Source organism: Nocardiopsis coralli, from assembly GCF_014892575.1.
Classification (GTDB): Bacteria; Actinomycetota; Actinomycetes; order Streptosporangiales; family Streptosporangiaceae; genus Nocardiopsis; species Nocardiopsis coralli.
Window position 1 is genome coordinate 48,151 of record NZ_JADBGI010000012.1, and the last position, 18,536, is coordinate 66,686.

The following is an 18,536-nucleotide window of genomic DNA, read 5'->3' on the forward strand; positions in this document are numbered from 1 at the left end:
CTCACGTGCAGCAACGCCCCTCGTGCCGGACTGCACGTCGCTGCTCGAATATCCATCCACGCGTGCATGCGGGCGTCGGGAGTGCGGTGGTCGGGGCCGCCCCGGGTCACACGTGCTCGGGGCACACGTTGTCCGCGGGCACATGCGCTCCGTGGGGCGCTGCGCCAGGACCGCATGACGTGCCGCTCCGGGCGCCTCCGGTCCTGTCCCGCGTGAAACTCGGACGAACCCCCGCCCGTCGCACGGGATCCCATCGGCACCGAACGGAAGGGATCCGATGAGCGCCACCCGATATCTGTACTTGGCCCGTCACGCCGAACCCGACGCGGACGGCAGCGGGCTGTCCGCACACGGGTTCCGGCAGGCGGACGCACTGGGCCGACGCCTGGCCACCCCGGGCCCGGACGGCACGGTCGTGGAGAGCCTCACCTGCGGACCCTCCGCGCGTGCGCGGGCCACGGCCGACGCCGTCGCGCAGCACGTGCCGGGGGCCGGTGTGCAGGCCTGCGAGGAGGCCGGGGACCTCGTGCCGTACGTGCCCGAGCGTTCGGAGCTCCCGCCCGAGTACGCCGAGGGTGTCCTGGACTTCGTCCGGAAGGCCGACGGCGTCCACGATCCGGAGCTGACCCGTGCGTGCCTGGAACGCTTCGCCGGGCCGGTCCGGGGAGACCGGGGATCAGGGCGTGACCAGCGCGAGGTCGTCGTCACCCACGCCTTCACGGTGGGGTTCCTCGTCGCCCACGCCCTGCACGCCCCGCCCTGGAGGTGGGTGAGCCTCGCCCCGGCGCATGCGTCTCTGACCGTGATCCGTTACCCGCTCGGAGCTCCGGCCTCGGTGACCGTCTACAACAACGTGTCCCATCTGCCCGGCGAGCTGCGCTGGACCGGCTTCCCCGACCACCTGCGCCCCTGAGTCCGGGGCACTCCCGCACGGCGGTGTCCGGAGGATCAGGGGTGGCCGCCGCGGGCGTCCCAATCCCTCCGAGCGTCCCGGCCGTCGCGGCCCTCGGGCGCGTCACCGCGGGGCTCGTCGAGCATGTCCCAGTACGCCTGCGGGTCGTCCTTGGTCGGGTAGTCCCAGCGGTTGGGGTCCGGCGTGCCCGGCTCTGCGGGACCGGCGGGGCCTGCAGCGCCCCATGAGGGCTCCCCGCTGCCCCAGGCGGCGCCGCTCTCCCACGACGTGTGGTCCCCGAAGGAACCGTACGACCCGGTGGTCGGGTCGATGCGCCACGACGGTGCGTCGGTGCCGGGGACCGCTCCCCCGGGCCAGTCCCCGCCGGGAAGCTGCGAACCTGACACGCCGGGACCGGGGTCGGAACCGTGTCCGGGCCGTCCCTGCGGGCCTCGCGGTTCGGCGTTCCCCCACTGCTGCGCGTAAGGGTCCTGCGGGGAGTACGGGTCCTGCGGGGCCGGACCGGACCCGGCCCACGTGTCGGCCGGTGCGCCGCTCGGATCCCTCGGGTCGCTCAGGTCACCTGGGCCACTCGGGGCGTTCGGGCCACCCGGACCACGTGGGTCTCCCGGGTCCCCCGTGCCCCAGGCCCCGGGCTCGGGCGGCGCGGCACCCCAGGCAGGGGCACCGGCGTTCCCGGCCCCGGCAGGTCCGGGCTCCCCGGTCGGCGTTCCGAAGCTCTCCGCGCCGGCGGGGCCACCGGCAACGCCCGCGGCGCCGGCGGACCAGCTGTCCGCGCCTGCACGCGGACCGTCCGGGCCCTCACCGGGGGACCCGGCCCCGGCCGGCTCCGTGTAGCCCTCGTGGCCGGACCCCGCGTCGACGGCCTCCATCTCCCCGGTGTCGCCGTAGCGGCCGTCGGAGCCGTACTCGTCGTAGTCGTCGTAGTGGTAGTCGCCGTACTCGTCGTACTCGGGGTACTCCCCGTAGTCGTCGTACCAGTCCTCGTCGGGCGCGGCCGAGGCCGGCGGGAACACCATGGACCGGATGTTGAGCACGACGTGCACCACGATGGGCACCCACAGGCTCCCCGTCCCCAGGTACAGCACGGTGAACAGGGTCCCGGTCAGCGCACCGTGGGCGGCTCCCCACCACCCCTGGTACACGTGCGCCACCGAGAACAGCAGGATCGACAGCACCGCGGCCACGAACAGGTTCAGCCCCATGCTCGCGACCAGGGTGATGAACAGCCCGCGGTACAGGATCTCGGCGAAGACACCGCCCGTGACGGCAGCGCCCGCGGCTGTGGCCTGCTCCGCGCGGGTGCGCGGGTAGAGCAGCTCCTCGACGCGCCGGCCGGGCTCGGGCAGCGTCATCGGCCGGTCGGCGGCGCGCCGTCCCTTCCGTTTCCCCTTGCCCTCGGGCAGGCGCGCGGCGAGCTTGGCGGGCAGGACCTTCTCACGCCGCGGCATGCCGTTGACCAGCACCCAGAACAGGGCGAGGGCCACGAGTCCGCCGATCGCCGCGGCAACGACCGGGCCGACGGCGTGGGGCATGCGCAGCCCCAGGTCGTTGCCGGTCAGGCCGGGCGAGAGCACGACCACGAGCAGGACGAGCAGGCCCCAAACGAAGTGCACACCCATGGTGACGGAGTGCAGCAGCTTCAGGGATCGTTCGTCGTCGAAGCGGCTCCGGGACAACCAGGCGTAGGCCCGTCGCCCGAGCAGGGGTTCGCCGACCGCCGCGAAGAAGAGCAGCAGGACCGTGAGGAGGGTCCCGGCGAGGCTGACTTGAGGGAGTGTCTCGGACCATGGCACGGGGGCAATAGTAGGGGCGATTCGCGGCTTTTCGCACGGACGGGAACACAGGCCCAGCACACGCCCACCGCGCGCGTCCGCACGCCCCCGGCCCATGACCGGGGCTTTTCCGGCCCGCCGTGACCGCACCCCGGCCCCACATCCGCCCGCACCCCCTCTTGCCGTCCGCCCCGAGGAGCGCGAACGTAGAGAGTGTCACAGGTCACACAGCGTGGGCGTGCTCGGTACGGGCGTGACCGAGCACGGCGATCCCCGGAAGGCTGGGCAGCAGGGATGGCAGACCGCTCCGTCGAAGCACCGAGGGCCGCACGGCCCCAGGACATCCGCAACATCGCGCTGGTCGGCCCGTCCGGCGCCGGAAAGACGACCCTGGTCGAAGTGGTCCTGCACGCGTCGGGCCGCATCGACCGCCCCGGAACCGTGGAGGGCGGCACGACCGCCTCCGACCGCGACCCCGTCGAGCAGCGGCAGGAACGCTCGGTCCACCTGACCGTCAACCCGGTGATGGTGGACGGCATCAAGGTCAACCTGCTCGACACCCCCGGTTACGCCGACTTCCTCGGTCCCCTGCGCGCGGGCCTGCGCGGGGCCGACGCCGCCCTGTTCGTGGTCTCGGCCGCGGACGGCGTCGACGGCCGCACCCGCCTGCTGTGGCGCGAGTGCGCGGCGCTGGGCATGCCGCGCGCGGTCGCGGTCACCAAGATCGATCACCCCCGCGCCGACCACGACGCGGTGGTGGCCCAGTGCCAGGAGGCGTTCGGGCACGGCGTGCACCCGGCGTACGTGCCGGCTGTCGAGGGAGAGGGTGAGGCCCGGCGTGTGACGGGGGTCTGGGGCCTGATCTCGGAGCGCTTCTACGACTACTCCGAGGCCTCCGAACCGGGTTCCCCGCCGCAGCAGCGCGAGGCCCCTGACTGGTTGCGCGCGGCGGCGGGCCCGCTGCGCGAGGAGCTGGTCGAGGAGGTCATCACCGAGAGCGAGGACGAGGGCCTCATGGAGCGCTACGCGGAGGGCGGGTCCCTCGACCCCGACCTGCTCATCGCCGACCTGAAGAAGGCCGTCGCCGCGGGCGGTTTCCACCCCGTGCTGGCCCTGAGCCCGACGACGGGGGTGGGGGTGCGCGAGCTCCTGCGGGAACTGCCGTTGGCGTGCCCGGACCCCACGCGCCGCCCGCTCCCCGAGGTGGTGCGCCCCGACGGCCGCCCGGTCCGGGGGCTCTCCTGCGACCCGGAGGGCCCGCTCGTGGCCGAGGTGCTGTCCACCACCGGCGATCCGTACGTGGGACGGGTCAGCCTGGTGCGGGTCTTCTCGGGCACGCTCAGCCCGGAGAGCACCGTGCACGTGGCCGGCGAGGACCACGGCACGGACGAACGCGCGGGCCGGATCACGGTCCCCTCCGGACGGGACGCGGAACCGGTCGGCCAGGTCGTGGCCGGGGACCTGTGCCTGGTGGCCAAGGTTCCGGCGGCCCGCACCGGCGACACCCTGTCCGAGCCCGAGGACCCGTTGCGCGCCGTCCCGTGGGCGCCGCCTCAGCCGGTGTACGCGATGGCGGTGCGGGCGACCCACGCGGGCGAGGAGGACAAGCTCGCCCGCGCGGTCACACGCCTGGCGGCCGAGGACCCGTCCCTGAGCGTGGAGGTCGAACCCGAGACCCACCGGATGGTGCTGTGGACGCTGGGCGAGGCACACCTGGACTCCGCGCTGGACCGCCTCGACCACCACTTCGGGGTGCACGTGGACACCGCCGACCCGCAGGTGCCGCTGCGCGAGACCTTCACCGTCCCCGCGCAGGGGCTGGGCCGCAACGTCAAACAGAGCGGCGGGCACGGGGAGTTCGGGGTCTGCAGGATCGAGGTGGAACCGTTGGAGTCCGGCGCGGGCCTGCAGTTCGTCGACCGTGTCGTGGGCGGTGTGGTCCCGCGCCAGTACGTGCCCGCGGTGGAGAAGGGCGTGCGCGCGCAGATGGAGGAGGGCGTCGGGTCGGGGCGCCCGATCGTCGACCTGAAGGTGACTCTGCACGACGGGAAGGCGCACTCGGTGGACTCCTCCGAGATGGCGTTCCAGAAGGCGGGCCGGCTGGCGCTGCGGAACGCCGCGGAGGAGGGGCGGCTGCGGACCCTGGAACCGGTGGACGAGGTCGCGGTGGAGGTCGACGACGAGCACCTGGGCGCGGTGATGAGCGACCTGTCGGCCCGGCGCGGACGTGTCGTGGGCACGGAGGGTTCCGGGGACGGGCGTGTGCTGGTCCGCGCGGAGGTGCCGCGGTTGGAGACGCTACGGTACGCGGTGGAGCTGCGGTCGATCGCGCACGGTTCGGGCACGTTCACGCGCGCGTACCTGCGCCACGAGCCGCTGCCGCCGCGGGTGGAGGCGCGCCTGGCCGAGCACTGAGCGCGCCCGGGGCCTCAGAACACGCGTCCGGGCCGGCCCCGGTCGGCCAGCGCCGCGAACCGGAACGTGTTGATCGGGTGGCTGGAGACCAGGTTCACGAGCAGCACGAAGAACCCGGTGTCGGTCTGCGCGCGGCCGGCGATGTCGTCGAAGTCCACGTCGGGGTACAGGTACTTGCCCGCGGCCAGCACCCGCAGCCCGTGGCGTCCCTCGGGGCAGAAGGCGTACGCGTGGTTGTCGGCGGTGTACTCCTGTGCGCGCCCCAGGGAGCTGCCGACAGCGGGGATCACGTTGGCGACGGAGATGCCGAACTGGCGCCAGAAGGACGTGTGGCCCGCGGCGATGTGGCCGACCTCGTGGCCGATGACGAACCGCAGCGCGTCGGGGTCGGCCAGGCGCCCTCCGACCTCGAACAGGTCGCTGTTGACGGCCACGTAGCGCCGCCGCCCGTGGCCGGACGCGAACGCGTTGACGACGCCGTTGCCGAGCACGACGTAGGCCTCGGGGACACGCGGCATGCCGAACTGCTCGGCGGCCTCGCGCACCATCCGGTGGGCCTCGGGGAACTGGTCCTCGGTTATGCGCACACCGTTGACGCGTTGCAGCGCGTGTGTGTAGCCGCGCACGAAGTAGACCAGCGCGGGGATGCTGAGCAGTAGCAACGGTTCGTCGGTCGCCCCGGACACGAAACGGCTGACCGCCCCGAGGACGGCCAGCCCGGTGACGGCCACGCACACCGCGAGCACGGCGTTCTCGCTCGGGTGGCGCAGCCGTCGGCGCACGCGGGGGTCACCCCAGCCCCATCGGGCGGGACGGCCCCCGTGCGCGTTCAGGACCGCTGGTCGGGGTCGGTCCGGTCCTCGTCGTCACCGTCCTGCGGGGGCGGGCCCTGGTGGGCGCTGCCCTCGGGCGGCGGGCCGGAGTAGGCCGGGCCGGACGGCGGTGTCTGCGGCGGCTCACCCTGGCCGGTGTCGCCGTCGTCCTGCAGGTACCGCTCCATGTCGGCCGGGTGGGTGGTCGGCGGGCTCTGCGTGGGTGCGCCGCCGGTGTCACCCGCGGGCGGTGCCGCCTCGCCGGGGCCCTCGCTCCAGGAGGAGGACGCCGCCAAGAACGGGTTCTCGTAGGCCTCCTCGGGCGCGAACGGCTCCCCGAGCGGCGGACCGGCCGGGGCGGGACCCCCGGGTGCCGGCTCGGCCGGAGCGGGTTCCCCCGGCTCGGGAGCACCCGGGACCGGCGGCTGGTCGGCGAACGGCGCGGGCTCCCCCGGGAAGGGTTCGCCGGGCACACCCTCCGGAACCGGCTCCCCCGGCACTGCGCCCTCGGCCGGCAGGCCCTCGGGGGCGGGGCCCGGAACCGCGGCCCCCACCGGCGCATCGACCGGCGGGCCCGCGGGAGCCCCCGCGTCCTCGGCGGGTGCGGCCACCGGCGCCGCGTCGGGGTTCTCCTCGGCCAGGTAGGCCAGGGCGGCGACGGTGATCGCGGCCAGCCCGGCGCGCAGCGTGGGCTCGCGCGCGGGGGCGAAGTACGGCGAGTGGTTGCTGGGGACGTTGCCCATCTTCTCGTAGGGCGTGTTGCCCGGCGCGGACTCCCACACGTCGTGCGGGGTGGCGCCCACGAACCAGAACACGTACGGGATCGGCTGCGGGTCCCCGGGCAGGCCGAAGGCGCAGAAGTCCTCCGTGGCCGGCGAGGGGTCGGGCAGGTGGATCACGTACTCGTCGCCGAAGTAGGCGTGGTGCGCGGAGGCGACCTCGTTGGTGCTCGCGGGGTCGTTGAAGGTGGCCCCGCTGCCCTGGAACCGCTCGACCTCGGGTTCGCGCCCGGCACCCGAGGCGGCGGCCTCGGCGCGCACGATGCGTTCGATGGCCTCCTCGAGCTGCTGCACGACGTTGTCGTTGAGCGCCCGGGTGCTGATCTCCAGGTAGGCCTCGTCCGGGATGATGTTGGCCTTGGTGCCGGCCTGGATACGGCCGACGGTCAGCACGGCCATCTCGCTGGGGCTGATCTCGCGCGAGACCACGCCCTGCAGCCGGGAGACCACGTTCGCCGCGATGAGCACCGGGTCGACGGTGGTGTGCGGCTGGGAGGCGTGGCCGCCCTCGCCGAAGATCCGGACCCGGTAGGCGTTGGCCGCGCCGAGGATGATGCCGGCGCGGTGGGAGATGAGCCCGGCCGGCTGGGGCCCCAGGTGCTGGCCCAGCACGACGTCGGGGCGGCCGAAGCGGTCGAAGAGGCCGTCGTCGATCATGCCCTGGGCGCCGTCGAGGGTCTCCTCACCCGGCTGGGCGACGATCATGACGGTCCCGGCCCACTGGTCGCGGGTCTCCGAGAGCAGGTCCGCGGCGCCGACGAGGCAGGCCGTGTGCGCGTCGTGGCCGCAGGCGTGCATGACGTGCACCTCGCCACCGTCGGGGTCGTCGACCCGGGCGGTACTGGCGTAGGGCAGTCCCGTCTTCTCCTCCAGCGGGAGGGCGTCCATGTCGGCGCGCAGCATCACCGTGGGTCCGGGCCCGTTGCGCAGGATGCCGACGACACCGGTGCCGCCGATGCCCTTGTGCACCTCGTAGCCGGTCCGGGTGAGCCATTCGGCGACCCCGCTGGCGGTGCGGTGTTCGGCGTGGGACAGCTCCGGGTTCTTGTGGAGGTCGACGTAGAACCCCTCGACGAGCGGAAAGATCTCGTCGAGGAGTCGCATGACCACACTCCCGTGCTGGGCGGCACGGTTGGGGTCCACCGCGTGCGGCACGGTTTCCACCGCCTTCTTCGTTCTCGACTGGGGCAGTCGCCTGTCGGGGGGCACCTGTACTCCCCCGCAGCTTAACGGCGGAGGTGTGCGGGGCGGCATCCGCATGGTGTCCACGGGACGGACCGAACCCTTGCGGGCATGGGTTAGGGTCTGCACACGGAAAGCGACCCCGTGCCGTTCGTCGGCCAGGTCACACGCCACCCGCCACCGCGGACGTCCAGGCATGTGACTTTCTCGGAACTTTCCGCCGGTTCGGGCGAACCACTGGATGCTCCGGTCACATCACAGTAAGGTAACGGAGCACGATGTGGACGGAACCCGCGACCCTGCCGGTGTCCCCCACGCGCACCACGCGGCACCGGCGACAGCGTTCGATCTCCCTCGACGAGACCCGGCCCCGCACCACGGCCGGCCCTCCGAACGTCCCTGCCCAAGACACCCGATCCCCGGAGTCCACCTGTGGCCTCATCCACGACCAGCCCGGCGTCCCCGCAGCCCGATCCAGGGCGCGGCGTGAGTCGCGCCCCGGGCTCCGCCGCGCGTCCCGAGAAGGCCACCCAGGCCCCGGGGCGCGATTCACGCCTGGACAACGCCAAGTTCCTGCTCATCGCGCTGGTCGTGTTCGGCCACGCGATCGAACCGCTGCGGGACTACGCCCCCACCCAGGTCATCTACTACTGGTTCTACATGTTCCACATGCCCGCGTTCATCCTGATCAGCGGGTACTTGTCCAGGAACTTCGACGCCTCCTCCTCCCGCGTCGAGAAGGCGGTCCTGACCCTCGCGGTCCCCTACCTCATCTTCTGGGCCATCCACCAGGGGATCTACGCGGCCGAGGACGGCATGCCCGACTCGCTGTCGGTGCTGACCCCGACCTGGTCGCTGTGGTTCCTGGTCGCGCTCTTCCTCTGGCGGCTCAGCGTGCCGGTGTGGAAGCGCCTGCGCTGGCCCGTGACGATCGCGGTGATCATCTCCGTCTTCGCCGCCACCGCGGACCTGACCACGACCATGGCCCTGGGCCGTGTCCTGAGCTTCCTGCCCTTCTTCGTGCTGGGCCTGAGCCTGCGCAAGGAGCACTTCGAGCTCCTGGACCGCACGTGGGCGCGCGTGGGTGCGGTCGCCGTCTTCGCCGTCACCTTCGCCTTCGCGCTCTTCATCGCCAACGAGGAGGTCAGCCGCGAGTGGCTGTTCTGGCGTGAGAGCCTCAGCGACCGCGACATCGACCCGATCCTGCCCAGCATGGCGATCCGGTTGACGTTCATGGCGATCGCGCTGGCGATGTCCTTCGCGTTCCTGGCGCTCACGCCGAAGAAGAAGACCTGGTTCACCAAGCTCGGCGCCTACACGCTGTACGTGTACCTGGGCCACGGTGCCTTCTTCCTGATCCTCAAGGCCTCGCCGTTCTACGAGTACTTCGAGGGGACCGGCCCGGTCGGCCTGGCCGTGACCACGTCGATCGCCGTGGCGGTGACCCTGCTGCTGTGCACGCCGTGGGTGCGCAAGGCCCTGAAGTGGGCCGTGGAGCCGCAGCCCCAGTGGTTGCTGCGGAGCGACGAACCGGCGCCCAAGGCGGCGATGTCCGGGTCGAACCCCGCGGAGGAGGCGAGCACGGCGGAGCGTCCCGAGGCCGCGCAGGGCTCGGCAGCCGCGGGCCCCGCGCCCGACGGCAGCCCCGCCGGACCGTCCTCCGGCGGGGGTGAAGGGCCGCGCCCCGGCGCTTCCTGACCCTCCCGGGGCACCCCGCGGTGCCCCCGCATACGACGAGTGCCGTGTCGGATCCCCTCGGGGAACCGGCACGGCACTCTCGTGTGTACGGGGAAGGCCTCTGCGTCCGTGTGTGGGGGCGGAGGCCTCTGCGTCGGGGCTGCTAGCTCCCGTTGCCGGCGGACGTGCCCCCGGAAGCGGCCAGCTGGGCCATGCGCGCCTCGAAGCGGCGGGTGTCCTTGTACAGGCGCCCCACGAGCACCACCTCGAAGAACGACAGCGCCAGGATCGAGAAGACCGCCACCGGGATGATGAGGCTGTTGAGCGGGGTGAACAGCGCCACCAGCACGGTGACCGGGGCGACCACGCACAGGAACATCTCGAACTCGATGCCGCTGAACAGGTGCGGGCGCACGCGGTGCCGCAGCAGGGTGTCGCGCACCCGCGGGTACAGGCCGGTCGGGCGCGGGGCGTCGGCCGCGCGGGCGGGCTCGGGGGCTCCGGTCTCCGCGTCCTCGGGGTCACCGGCGGGCTCGGCCACCTGCGCGGCGGGGTCGGGACGGCCCTCGGCCTCCGCCAGCTTCTGGTTCATGGTGCGGCGGGTCTTGGCCACCTGCGGGCCGTTGAGGTAACGCAGCAGGTCGAAGAAGACCACCACGGGCGCCAGGATCAGGTACGAGACCTCGCCCGTGGACAGCCACTGCCCGATGAGCAGGGCCATCACGCAGCCGAAGAAGCGGATCCGGTCGAACACGAAGTCGACCCAGCTGCCGAACACCGATCCGGTGCCCTTGAGCCGGGCGATCTTGCCGTCCATGCAGTCCAGCACGAAGCTCAGGTGGAACAGCAGGGCGCCGGCCAGCAGCCACGGCCATCCGGTCCCGGGCGTGAACGCGGGGACGAGGAAGGACAGGGCCGACAGCAGGCCCAGCACGCCCGCGCCCGCGGTGAGCTGGTTCGGGGTGATGGAGGTCCGGTTGGCCGTCCACACCACCAGTGGGCCGGCGAGCGGGTCCGTGAGATAGACCGTCCACCAGGCGTCCTTCGCCTTGTAGGTCTCGGCCTTGACCTGCGCCAGAGTGAAACGCGTCATAGAAGGGCTCTCCAGAGCGCCCCGCCGCCGCGGCGCGAGAGGTCACGGCACCGGATTTCGTGGGGCGGCCAAGGGGCATGAACAAGCGGGAACCGAGACATCATGGCAGACGGGGTGTCGACCGGCCTAATCAGTGGACGGCATAATTGACCGGTAAGAGGGGGATCAACAGGCGGCCGCTCTCGCACAGACGGCGGATGGTCCACCCCCTTCGGTCTCGACCAAGGTAGAGGCATTGCGTTTTCTCAACGACCAGGTCCCGCAGCACGACCTGACCTACAGCGACGTGTTCATGGTCCCGGGCCGCAGCGCCGTCGGGTCCCGGCTGAGCGTGGACCTGTCCTCCAGCGACGGAACGGGCACCACGATCCCCCTGGTGGTCGCGAACATGACCGCCGTGGCGGGGCGCAGGATGGCGGAGACGATCGCCCGGCGCGGCGGTATCACCGTCATCCCGCAGGACATCCCCATCGACGTGGTCGCCGACGTCGTCGCCTGGACCAAGCAGCGCGACCTGGTCCACGACACCGCCATCACGCTGAACCCGACCAGCACGGTCGGTGAGGCGCTCAACCTGCTTCCCAAGCGCGCACACAACGCCGTGATCGTCGTCGACGAGGACCGCCGCCCCGTCGGTGTGGTCACCGAGGCCGACTGCGCGGGCGTGGACCGCTTCTCCCAGCTCCGGGACGTCATGTCCAGTGAGCTGCTCACGATCCCGGCGGGCACCGAGCCCCGGGAGGCCTTCGGGATCCTGCACGACTTCCGGCACCGGCTCGCCCCGGTGGTGGACGGCGACGGCGCGCTCCAGGGTGTGCTGACCCGGACCGGCGCGCTGCGCTCGACCCTGTACAGCCCGGCCGTGGACACCGAGGGGCGCCTGCGGGTGGCCGCGGCGGTGGGCATCAACGGCGACGTGGCCGGCAAGGCCGCCGAGCTGCTGCGGGCCGGGGTGGACACCCTGGTCATCGACACCGCGCACGGGCACCAGGAGAAGATGGTCTCCGCGATCGCCAAGGTGCGGGCGCTGTCCCCGGGTGTGCCGATCGTGGCGGGCAACATCGTCACCGCGCAGGGGACCCGCGACCTCATCGAGGCCGGCGCCGACATCGTCAAGGTCGGCGTGGGCCCGGGCGCGATGTGCACCACGCGCATGATGACGGCGGTGGGGCGCCCGCAGTTCTCCGCCGTGCTGGAGTGCGCCGAGGCCGCGCACGAGCTGGGCGGCCACGTGTGGGCCGACGGCGGTGTGCGCCACCCGCGCGACGTCGCCCTGGCTCTGGCGGCGGGCGCGTCCAACGTCATGGTGGGTTCGTGGTTCGCCGGGACCTACGAGTCGCCGGGTGACGTGCTGCGCGACGCCGAGGGCCGCCAGTACAAGGAGAGCTTCGGGATGGCGTCGGCGCGTGCGGTGCGGCTGCGCACCTCCGACGACTCCCCGTTCGACCGTGCGCGCAAGGCCCTGTTCGAGGAGGGCATCTCGACGGGCCGCATGTACCTGGACCCGGAGCGCCCGAGTGTGGAGGACCTCGTCGACCAGATCGTGGCCGGCGTGCGCAGCTCCATGACCTACGCGGGTGCGACGTCGCTGGCGGAGTTCGCCGAGCACGCAGTGGTCGGTGTGCAGAGCTCGGCCGGTTACAACGAGGGACGCCCGGTTCCCACGAGCTGGTGACCCGTCCCGAAGGGGGCCGGCCCACCCGGCCGGCCCCTTTCGTGTGCGCGAGGCCCGACAGCGCACGACGCGGATCGGCATGCTCGCGCTCCTCGCGATCCCCGGGCCGAAGGGCATGCGATGAGCCCCTGCACGCGGGATGCTCGCGGATGACCCCACCCCGCACCCGCTGATTGCGCGGGGTCACGCATGCGGGGACCTTGTCCGGTCCGCCGACGGGCCCGGGCCGAAGGCCCGGCACCAGCCTCGACGCACGCGGGATACGGGGCGTGGCAGCGAAGCGGCATGCTCGCGAATGACCGTTCATCGTGCGGGCCCCGCTGCACCCGCCGTGCGCTCACACGCGTGCCACGCGTGCTGCATGCGGGTGCATACCGCGGAGCGGCCCCCACATGCATCGTGTGCCCCTCGCATGCGGGCTGCCTGCGCAACAGGCCGACCGGGCGCAGACCCGGCGATGAATCCGGGCAGGCGGGATGCTTCCGGCCTCTTTCGCGGACCCGGTCAGAGCTGCGCCTTCTCCGCCTCGTAGGCCTTGCGGCGCTCGCCGCAGAGCCGGTCGGCGTGGCGGATCGGCTCGGGCACCCGGTAGCTGGGCGAGAGCCGCAGGATCAGGTCGGCCGAACCGGCCAGGTCCACACGGTGCCCGACGGAGACGTAGACCGGCTTGACGCCCGTGCGCGTGCGCAGCACACGCCCGATGACCTCGGCCCCGTCGTCGGCCAGGCGGGTGGAGTCCTCCACGACCTCCGAGCGCCCGGCGACCATGGGCGTCCAGGACCCGCGCTCCTCGCCGGGCACGCTGTGCCGCCCGTACAGCACCGACTTGGCCGAGCCGACGACGGGCCTGTCGAGCAGCACCCCGAGGTGGCTCGCGATCCCGAACCGGCGGGGGTGGGCCACGCCGAACCCGTCGCAGACGATCACGTCGGGCGTGGTGGTGAGCTCCGTCAGCGCGGTCAGTACCGGGGGCAGCTCACGGAACGCGAAGAGCCCCGAGATGTAGGGGAACGCCACCTCCGCGGTCACGGCGACACGTTCGACGACCTCCAGGGTCCGGGCGTCCATGACCACGGCGGCGGCCGCGAGCGCGGGGTCGTCCTTGGCGTAGGAGACGTCGAGGCCGCACACCAGGCGCACCCCGTCCACGTCGAGCGCCTCCTCACGCACCCGGTCGGCCATGCGGCGCTGCACCGCGACGGCCTCCTTGGGGTCGGAGGGCCAGCGCTCGGGGTCGTCCAGGACCCGTGCCGCGAGCTCGGCGATCTCTGCCACGTCGTGTCCTCCCGTTACGTGTGGGGCCGTCCCCTCCATCCAACCGCACCCGGGGAGCGCGCGGTCCGGCGTCACGAGGTCCCGGGCACGCGGAACGCGGCGCCGTTCTCCGGGATCCCGACACCGGTCCAGGTGAAGGGCACCCCGACGGCCAACCGCGGGTCGGGCGCGTCCATGAGCTGGAAGTGCAGGTGGGGTTCGCTGGTGTTCCCGCTGTTCCCGCACTCGGCCAGCACCTGACCGGCGCGGACCTTCTCCCCGGCCTGCACCCGGGCCGACCCCTGCCGCAGGTGGGCGTAGAGCGCGTACACACCCCCGCCGAGGTCGAGCACCACGTGGTTGCCCAGCACCCGGCGGGCGCCGACGGTCTGGCGCACGATGCCCTCGACGAGGAGGTAGGCCAGCCCCGCGTAGGTTCCGCGGCTCAGGTGGTCGCGCGCGCCGTCCTCCACGTGCACGACCTGCGCCTCGGCCGGGGCGAGCAGGGGCTGCCCGAAGGCGGGGAAGGCCCCGTTGCGGCTCATGGGCGGCCACCAGGGGGAGGTGGGGCGTTCCTCGGAGTCGATGAGCACGTCGATCGCGTACTCCTGCCCCAGGTAGCGCACACCGTGGCTGGGCACCTTGTCGGCGGGGCCGTTGAGCGCGAACCACTCCCCCGCGACCGGCGCCGCGGTCTCGACCGGCCCGTGTGTGCTCTCGTCCCGCAGACGGCGAAGGGCGAACAGGATCCCGACGTGGACCGCCAGCCCGGCGGCGACCAGCACCAGGAACCAGAGGCCGAGCACCCCGCCGAGCGCCAGGTCGACCGCGGCCACCGCGAGCAGGGCCGGGACGATCCGGACGAGCACGCTGATCAGGCGCCACCGCAGTCGCCTCCGGCCCAGGTCCACCGCGCCCGCATCCCGCTCCATCACAAGCCCTCCGTAGTTTTTGAGTTTCTACGTAGGAGCGTAGTTCTGCGGCGCGACACATGACAACCGACGGGGCCGCAACCGGCCGACCGCCCCGCTGTGCCGGACCACACATCCCGCTGCGCGCAGGACATCGGCCCCACGGGCGTACCGTGAACCCACTGGTTTTTGCACTGACTGGTCAGTTCAAAAAGGAGGAGGGCAGTCATGCGATGGGCCACCGGCGCCCGCGTCCGGGCGGAGGGCCTCGCGCTCACCACGGGCGAGGGCCCCGTCTACACCGGCGTCGACCTCACCGCCCGGCCGGGCACGCTCACCGTGTTCCGGGCCGACTCCGGAGGCGGACGCAGCGCACTGCTGCTGTCGCTGACCGGACGGATGCGCCCCACCACCGGGAGCCTGTACGTGGACGGCTTCACGCTGCCCCGGCAGGCCCGCAAGGTGCGGCGCCTCAGTTCGCTCGGGCTCATGGACGACGTCAACGCGCTCGAGGAACGGCTGCGCGTACGCGAGCACCTCACCGAGGCGGTCATGCTCCGCAACCGCCCGGCGCACCGGGGCCTGGTCGACCAGGCGCTCGACGCGGCCGATGTGCCGGGTATCGACCGCGACAGCCTCACCAAGGACCTGACCATGCTGGAACGCCGCCGGCTGGGCGTGGCCCTGGCGCTGATCGCCGAGCCCCGTCTGCTCGCGGTGGACGACGTCGACGGCGGACTCGGGCCCGGCCACCAGGCCGATCTGTGGGGCACCCTGGCCCGCCTCGCCGAGGAGGGGATCACCGTCGTGGCCACCTGTGCCGACGCCGACGAACTGGAGGAGGTGCGCGGACCGCTGGTGAAGGGGCCGTTCCCGATCGAGCAGGGCCCGGACACCCGGCCCGGGGCCGGCGACGGGGACAGCACCTCCGACCGGACCGACGCCTCCCACGGAACCGGGGCCACCGCCACGGGCACCGCGGCGACCCCCGCCCGCTCCGGCCCGCGGTCACGGCTGAGCGCGCTCCTGCGCCGCTCCGAGCGCCGAGGGGGTGACCGTGGCACGTCGCAGGCGTGAGGCCCCCCGCATGCGCTGGTTCGCCTCCCCGAGACTGGGCCTGCTCACGCTGTGGTCCTTCCTCCGTTCCCCGCTCACCGCCGCCGCACTGTGCGCGCTCGTGCTCATCCCGCTGCTGTACTCCGGGATGTACCTGTGGTCGAACTGGGACCCCTTCGACCGGGCCGAGCAACTGCCGGTCGCGCTGGTCGACGAGGACGAACCGGTCGAGGTCGACGGGGAGGAGGTCGCGGTCGGCTCCGAGCTGGCCGACGAACTCCTCGACCGCGGCGACCTCGACTGGCACCTGGTCGACGCCGACGAGGCCGAGACGGGGGTGCGGGACGGCGACTACTACGTCTCCCTGACGATCCCCGAGCACTTCAGCGCCGACCTGACCTCCCCCTCCCGCGACCGCGAGGACCCCACGGACGCCCTGCTGACCGCGCACTACAACGACGCGAACGGCTACATCGTCCGCCAGCTCACCGGCAGCGCGTTCGCCGAGATCCGCGAGACCGCCGCGCAGGGGGCGATCAGCGAGTACTTCGACCAGATCTTCGTGGGCTTCAACGACATCCACGGCCAGACCGAGGAGGCGGCCGAGGGCGCGGACGAGCTCTCCAGCGGGGCCGACGACGCGGAGGAGGGCTCCGGCGAGCTGTCCGCGGGCGCGAGCGACGCCCACGACGGGGCCGGGGACCTGAACGACGGGCTGACCGAGCTCCTGTCGGGTTCGCGCACGCTGGCCTCCGGCGCCGAGACCGCATCGGAGGAGGTCGGTGACCAGGTCGAGCGGCTGAACGACGTCGCCGACGAGCTGCAGCCGCGCCTGGAGGAGGAGATCCCCGAGCTCCAGGAGCAGGCCGAGACGGTCGCCGAGGTCTCCGGTGACCTTGCCACGGCCCTGGAGTCGCTGCCGGCCGAGACCGAGACCGGCGAACTGGCCGAGCTCGACCGGCGTGTGGAGGCGTTCCTGGAGGAGAACCCGGACCTGGCCGAGGAGGACCCGGAGATGCACGGGCTCCTCACCGACGTGCAGGACGGCCTCGGGACCGCACAGTCGCTGGCCGACTTCGTGGACGAGCACCGCGCCGACATCGACGAGGCCGCGGAGACCGCCGCGTCGGTCAGCTCGGCCGCCGAGACCCTGGCCGAGGACCTGCCCGGCCTGGTGGACGACGCCGAGACCGCCCGTGAGCGCGCCGACGAGCTCGCCGAAGGGCTGGACGAGATGGCCTCGGGCGCGGGCGACCTGAGCGAGGGCCTGGAGGTGGCCTCCTCGGGCGCCGGTGAACTCGACGAGGGGCTGGACTCGCTCAGCGGCGGCGCATCGGAACTGCACGAGGGACTCGGGGAGCTGTCCGGCGGGGCCGACGAGCTCGCCGAGGGCCTGGGCGAGGGCGTCGACGAGATCCCGACCTTCTCCGACCGGGCCCGGGAGAGCGCCGCGGACACCATGAGCGAGCCGGTGGCGCTGAGCAGCGAGGTCGACAACGAGGCACCCGACTACGGCACCGGGTTCGCGCCGTTCTTCATCCCGCTGTCGCTGTGGCTGGGCGCGATGATGGTGTTCATGGTGCTGCCGCCGCTGTCGTCGCGGGCGCTGGCCTCGTCCGCGCCGTCGTGGCGGGTGGCGTTGTCCGGGCTGGTGGTGCCGTTGGTGCTGGGCGTCGGGCAGGTCCTGGTCATGACGGCGGTGCTCAGCGGCGGACTCGGGTTGTCGACGCCGCACTGGCCGGCGTTGATCGGGTTCCTGCTTCTGACCGCGGCGGCGTTCGCGGCGGCGGTGCAGTTCGTCAACGTCAAGTTCGGATCGTCGGGGCGTGTGGTGGCCCTGGTGCTGCTGGTGCTGCAGTTGGCCTCGGCCGGGGGCACGTACCCGACCGAGACGAGCCCGCAGTTCTTCCAGACGATCGGACCGTTCCTGCCGCTGTACTGGGCGGTGACGGCCGTGCGCCAGTTGCTGCCCGGCGGTGAGGCGGAGCTGGTGTGGCAGTCGGTCGGCGTGATGTCGCTCTGGCTGGTCGTGCCCCTGATCCTCACGTGGATCACCGTCGAACAGAAGCGCACGTGGACGATGAAGGCGCTCCACCCGCCGCTGAAGCTCTGAGGGCACGCCCGGTGGCCCACCGGGCGCGGTCCCGCAGGTCCCTGCGGGTGTGCGGTCCACGGAGCACACCCGCAGGGTGCACAATGGGCGGTCGACCCGACCCGGGCCGTCCGCGGTCCCGCACCACGTGTGCCGTCACCAGGAAGGAGTGGGCGCGTACCCCACGCGCGTCCCGGACGAGGATGAGCACGAGCACCCCGCGCCGCGGGAAGGCCTCCGGCGGTCGCCGCGAGGCCACCCGGCAGCGCCTCTACGACGCCGCGCTGTCGTTGATCGCCGAGCAGGGTTACGACGCCACGACCGTCGACCAGATCGCCGAGCGGGCCGGCGTGGCCAAGGGAACCGTCTACTACAACTTCGGCGGCAAGGAGGAGCTCTACACCGCGCTCCTGGAGTGGGGGGTCAGCCGCCTGGCCGAGACCCTGCACGCGGCGATCCCCGCCCCGGAGGAGGGTGTGGACGACCGTGAGTCGCTCACGCGGGTGCTGCGCGCGGGTGTGGTCTTCATCGGCGAGCACGAGGAGCTGGCCCGCATGCTCATGGCCGAGGCCTGGCGCACCAACCGGGCCTGGTACGCGACCGTGCACCAGCTGCGCAACGAGGCGATCGGGGTCATCACCGGCCAGTTGGAGAAGCTGGCCGAACGCGGCCGCCTGCGGCCGGACCTGGACACCGGCCTCGCGAGCACCGCTCTGTTCGGCATGGTGGTGACGGTGGCGTTGAACTGGCGTAACCTCCAACCGGAGCGGCCCGTCGAGGACATCCACGCCACCCTCGCCCACATGGCCGACGGCCTGATCGGCCCCGCGGAGGGGCCGGCCTGACCGCGGCCGGTGCGCTGCCCGGCGCGCCGCCTCCGCCTCCGTCCCCCGCCGAGAGGA

The 18,536-nt window shown here is 72.7% G+C and carries 13 protein-coding genes; 7 read left to right on the forward strand and 6 right to left on the reverse strand.

The features are described 5' to 3' along the window. Positions 1-277: 277 nt before the first annotated feature. Complete coding sequence (locus IDM40_RS14920; RefSeq protein WP_193122614.1) at positions 278-913, forward strand: histidine phosphatase family protein; 636 nt, start codon at positions 278-280, stop codon at positions 911-913. Between the two features lie 35 nt (positions 914-948). Here IDM40_RS14920 and IDM40_RS28215 read toward each other — a convergent pair whose 3' ends face one another. After that, positions 949-2,709 (reverse strand): CPBP family glutamic-type intramembrane protease, encoded by a 1,761-nt coding sequence (locus tag IDM40_RS28215; protein ID WP_328807027.1) that lies wholly within the window; start codon positions 2,707-2,709, stop codon positions 949-951. Between the two features lie 273 nt (positions 2,710-2,982). Between IDM40_RS28215 and IDM40_RS14930 the strand changes: the two genes are divergently transcribed. Beyond that, positions 2,983-5,103 carry an elongation factor G-like protein EF-G2 gene (locus IDM40_RS14930; protein WP_193122615.1) on the forward strand — a complete coding sequence of 707 codons (2,121 nt, stop codon included), beginning with the start codon at positions 2,983-2,985 and terminating at the stop codon, positions 5,101-5,103. Positions 5,104-5,117: 14 nt separating this feature from the next. On the opposite strand, the gene IDM40_RS14935 is transcribed toward IDM40_RS14930, so the two are convergent. After that, positions 5,118-5,885, reverse strand: coding sequence for a M48 family metallopeptidase (locus IDM40_RS14935; RefSeq protein WP_193122616.1), 768 nt, complete (start codon positions 5,883-5,885; stop codon positions 5,118-5,120). Between the two features lie 47 nt (positions 5,886-5,932). Further along, entirely contained in the window at positions 5,933-7,858 is a 1,926-nt protein-coding gene (locus IDM40_RS14940) for an amidohydrolase (RefSeq protein ID WP_193122617.1), read from the reverse strand. A gap of 504 nt (positions 7,859-8,362) precedes the next feature. Here IDM40_RS14940 and IDM40_RS14945 point away from each other — a divergent pair. Next, a complete protein-coding gene (locus IDM40_RS14945; RefSeq protein ID WP_193122618.1) occupies positions 8,363-9,574 on the forward strand; it encodes an acyltransferase family protein in 1,212 nt (403 codons plus the stop codon). A 142-nt stretch (positions 9,575-9,716) separates the two neighbouring features. On the opposite strand, the gene IDM40_RS14950 is transcribed toward IDM40_RS14945, so the two are convergent. After that, positions 9,717-10,646: a CDP-alcohol phosphatidyltransferase family protein gene (locus IDM40_RS14950; RefSeq protein WP_193122619.1), complete on the reverse strand. Its 930-nt coding sequence runs from the start codon at positions 10,644-10,646 to the stop codon at positions 9,717-9,719. Positions 10,647-10,881: 235 nt separating this feature from the next. Here IDM40_RS14950 and IDM40_RS14955 point away from each other — a divergent pair, with 235 nt between their 5' ends. Then, positions 10,882-12,321 (forward strand): GuaB1 family IMP dehydrogenase-related protein, encoded by a 1,440-nt coding sequence (locus tag IDM40_RS14955; protein WP_193122620.1) that lies wholly within the window; start codon positions 10,882-10,884, stop codon positions 12,319-12,321. Between the two features lie 504 nt (positions 12,322-12,825). Here IDM40_RS14955 and IDM40_RS14960 read toward each other — a convergent pair. Both IDM40_RS14960 and IDM40_RS14965 read right to left on the reverse strand, forming a co-directional pair. After that, a complete protein-coding gene (locus IDM40_RS14960) occupies positions 12,826-13,596 on the reverse strand; it encodes an endonuclease V (protein ID WP_193122621.1) in 771 nt (256 codons plus the stop codon). Between the two features lie 71 nt (positions 13,597-13,667). Beyond that, positions 13,668-14,507 carry a M23 family metallopeptidase gene (locus IDM40_RS14965; protein WP_193122622.1) on the reverse strand — a complete coding sequence of 280 codons (840 nt, stop codon included), beginning with the start codon at positions 14,505-14,507 and terminating at the stop codon, positions 13,668-13,670. 207 nt (positions 14,508-14,714) lie between these two features. On the opposite strand from IDM40_RS14965, the gene IDM40_RS14970 reads away from it, so the two are divergent. The 3 genes from IDM40_RS14970 to IDM40_RS14980 all read left to right on the forward strand — a co-directional run bounded on the left by IDM40_RS14970 (position 14,715) and on the right by IDM40_RS14980 (position 18,479). Next, positions 14,715-15,563: an ATP-binding cassette domain-containing protein gene (locus tag IDM40_RS14970; RefSeq protein WP_193122623.1), complete on the forward strand. Its 849-nt coding sequence runs from the start codon at positions 14,715-14,717 to the stop codon at positions 15,561-15,563. 10 nt (positions 15,564-15,573) lie between these two features. Next, positions 15,574-17,655, forward strand: coding sequence for a YhgE/Pip domain-containing protein (locus IDM40_RS14975; protein ID WP_193122729.1), 2,082 nt, complete (start codon positions 15,574-15,576; stop codon positions 17,653-17,655). 182 nt (positions 17,656-17,837) lie between these two features. Then, positions 17,838-18,479 (forward strand): TetR/AcrR family transcriptional regulator, encoded by a 642-nt coding sequence (locus IDM40_RS14980; protein WP_193122624.1) that lies wholly within the window; start codon positions 17,838-17,840, stop codon positions 18,477-18,479. Positions 18,480-18,536 lie beyond the last annotated feature (57 nt).